We start from the raw sequence: 3,044 nt of genomic DNA on the forward strand, positions 1-3,044 counted from the left end.
TGGCCACTTTCACTGGTGGTGATCAGGCTAAGGTAAAATTTGTGAGTTCTCTTAGTTGAGAAATTCGAATTTTCGGCGAATGTCGTCTTCACAGTATAACCAGATTGCTTGGGGTTATATGGTCAAGTGAAGAAGCGCATACGGTGGATGCCTTGGCAGTCAGAGGCGATGAAAGACGTGGTAGCCTGCGAAAAGCTTCGGGGAGTCGGCAAACAGACTTTGATCCGGAGATGTCTGAATGGGGGAACCCAGCCATCACAAGATGGTTATCTTGTACTGAATACATAGGTGCAAGAGGCGAACCAGGGGAACTGAAACATCTAAGTACCCTGAGGAAAAGAAATCAACCGAGATTCCCTTAGTAGTGGCGAGCGAACGGGGACTAGCCCTTAAGTGGCTTTGAGATTAGCGGAACGCTCTGGAAAGTGCGGCCATAGTGGGTGATAGCCCTGTACGCGAAAGTCTCTTAGTCATGAAATCGAGTAGGACGGAGCACGAGAAACTTTGTCTGAATATGGGGGGACCATCCTCCAAGGCTAAATACTACTGACTGACCGATAGTGAACTAGTACCGTGAGGGAAAGGCGAAAAGAACCCCGGAGAGGGGAGTGAAATAGATCCTGAAACCGTATGCGTACAAGCAGTGGGAGCAGACTTTGTTCTGTGACTGCGTACCTTTTGTATAATGGGTCAGCGACTTATTTTCAGTGGCGAGCTTAACCGAATAGGGGAGGCGTAGCGAAAGCGAGTCTTAATAGGGCGTCTAGTCGCTGGGAATAGACCCGAAACCGGGCGATCTATCCATGGGCAGGTTGAAGGTTAGGTAACACTGACTGGAGGACCGAACCGACTACCGTTGAAAAGTTAGCGGATGACCTGTGGATCGGAGTGAAAGGCTAATCAAGCTCGGAGATAGCTGGTTCTCCTCGAAAGCTATTTAGGTAGCGCCTCATGTATCACTGTAGGGGGTAGAGCACTGTTTCGGCTAGGGGGTCATCCCGACTTACCAAACCGATGCAAACTCCGAATACCTACAAGTGCCGAGCATGGGAGACACACGGCGGGTGCTAACGTCCGTCGTGAAAAGGGAAACAACCCAGACCGTCAGCTAAGGTCCCAAAGTTATGGTTAAGTGGGAAACGATGTGGGAAGGCTTAGACAGCTAGGAGGTTGGCTTAGAAGCAGCCACCCTTTAAAGAAAGCGTAATAGCTCACTAGTCGAGTCGGCCTGCGCGGAAGATGTAACGGGGCTCAAACCATACACCGAAGCTACGGGTATCACGCAAGTGATGCGGTAGAGGAGCGTTCTGTAAGCCTGTGAAGGTGAGTTGAGAAGCTTGCTGGAGGTATCAGAAGTGCGAATGCTGACATGAGTAACGACAATGGGTGTGAAAAACACCCACGCCGAAAGACCAAGGTTTCCTGCGCAACGTTAATCGACGCAGGGTTAGTCGGTCCCTAAGGCGAGGCTGAAAAGCGTAGTCGATGGAAAACAGGTTAATATTCCTGTACTTCTGGTTATTGCGATGGAGGGACGGAGAAGGCTAGGCCAGCTTGGCGTTGGTTGTCCAAGTTTAAGGTGGTAGGCTGAAATCTTAGGTAAATCCGGGGTTTCAAGGCCGAGAGCTGATGACGAGTTGCCTTTAGGCGACGAAGTGGTTGATGCCATGCTTCCAAGAAAAGCTTCTAAGCTTCAGATAACCAGGAACCGTACCCCAAACCGACACAGGTGGTTGGGTAGAGAATACCAAGGCGCTTGAGAGAACTCGGGTGAAGGAACTAGGCAAAATGGCACCGTAACTTCGGGAGAAGGTGCGCCGGTGAGGGTGAAGCACTTGCTGCGTAAGCCCACGCCGGTCGAAGATACCAGGCCGCTGCGACTGTTTATTAAAAACACAGCACTCTGCAAACACGAAAGTGGACGTATAGGGTGTGACGCCTGCCCGGTGCCGGAAGGTTAATTGATGGGGTTAGCTAACGCGAAGCTCTTGATCGAAGCCCCGGTAAACGGCGGCCGTAACTATAACGGTCCTAAGGTAGCGAAATTCCTTGTCGGGTAAGTTCCGACCTGCACGAATGGCGTAACGATGGCGGCGCTGTCTCCACCCGAGACTCAGTGAAATTGAAATCGCTGTGAAGATGCAGTGTATCCGCGGCTAGACGGAAAGACCCCGTGAACCTTTACTATAGCTTTGCACTGGACTTTGAATTTGCTTGTGTAGGATAGGTGGGAGGCTTTGAAGCGTGGACGCCAGTTCGCGTGGAGCCATCCTTGAAATACCACCCTGGCAACTTTGAGGTTCTAACTCAGGTCCGTTATCCGGATCGAGGACAGTGTATGGTGGGTAGTTTGACTGGGGCGGTCTCCTCCTAAAGAGTAACGGAGGAGTACGAAGGTGCGCTCAGACCGGTCGGAAATCGGTCGTAGAGTATAAAGGCAAAAGCGCGCTTGACTGCGAGACAGACACGTCGAGCAGGTACGAAAGTAGGTCTTAGTGATCCGGTGGTTCTGTATGGAAGGGCCATCGCTCAACGGATAAAAGGTACTCCGGGGATAACAGGCTGATACCGCCCAAGAGTTCATATCGACGGCGGTGTTTGGCACCTCGATGTCGGCTCATCACATCCTGGGGCTGAAGCCGGTCCCAAGGGTATGGCTGTTCGCCATTTAAAGTGGTACGCGAGCTGGGTTTAGAACGTCGTGAGACAGTTCGGTCCCTATCTGCCGTGGACGTTTGAGATTTGAGAGGGGCTGCTCCTAGTACGAGAGGACCGGAGTGGACGAACCTCTGGTGTTCCGGTTGTCACGCCAGTGGCATTGCCGGGTAGCTATGTTCGGGAAAGATAACCGCTGAAAGCATCTAAGCGGGAAACTTGCCTCAAGATGAGATCTCACTGGAACCTTGAGTTCCCTGAAGGGCCGTCGAAGACTACGACGTTGATAGGTTGGGTGTGTAAGCGCTGTGAGGCGTTGAGCTAACCAATACTAATTGCCCGTGAGGCTTGACCATATAACACCCAAGCAATCTGTAGACTCGAAAGAG

General features: G+C 51.6%; 1 rRNA gene. It reads left to right on the forward strand.

The features are described 5' to 3' along the window. The first annotated feature begins 120 nt into the window (after nt 1-120). A 23S ribosomal RNA gene (locus tag CAF80_RS28405) occupies nt 121-3,011 on the forward strand. Nucleotides 3,012-3,044 lie beyond the last annotated feature (33 nt).

This window comes from Pseudomonas sp. B34(2017) (assembly GCF_002112915.1).
Classification (GTDB): domain Bacteria; phylum Pseudomonadota; class Gammaproteobacteria; order Pseudomonadales; family Pseudomonadaceae; genus Aquipseudomonas; species Aquipseudomonas pharyngis.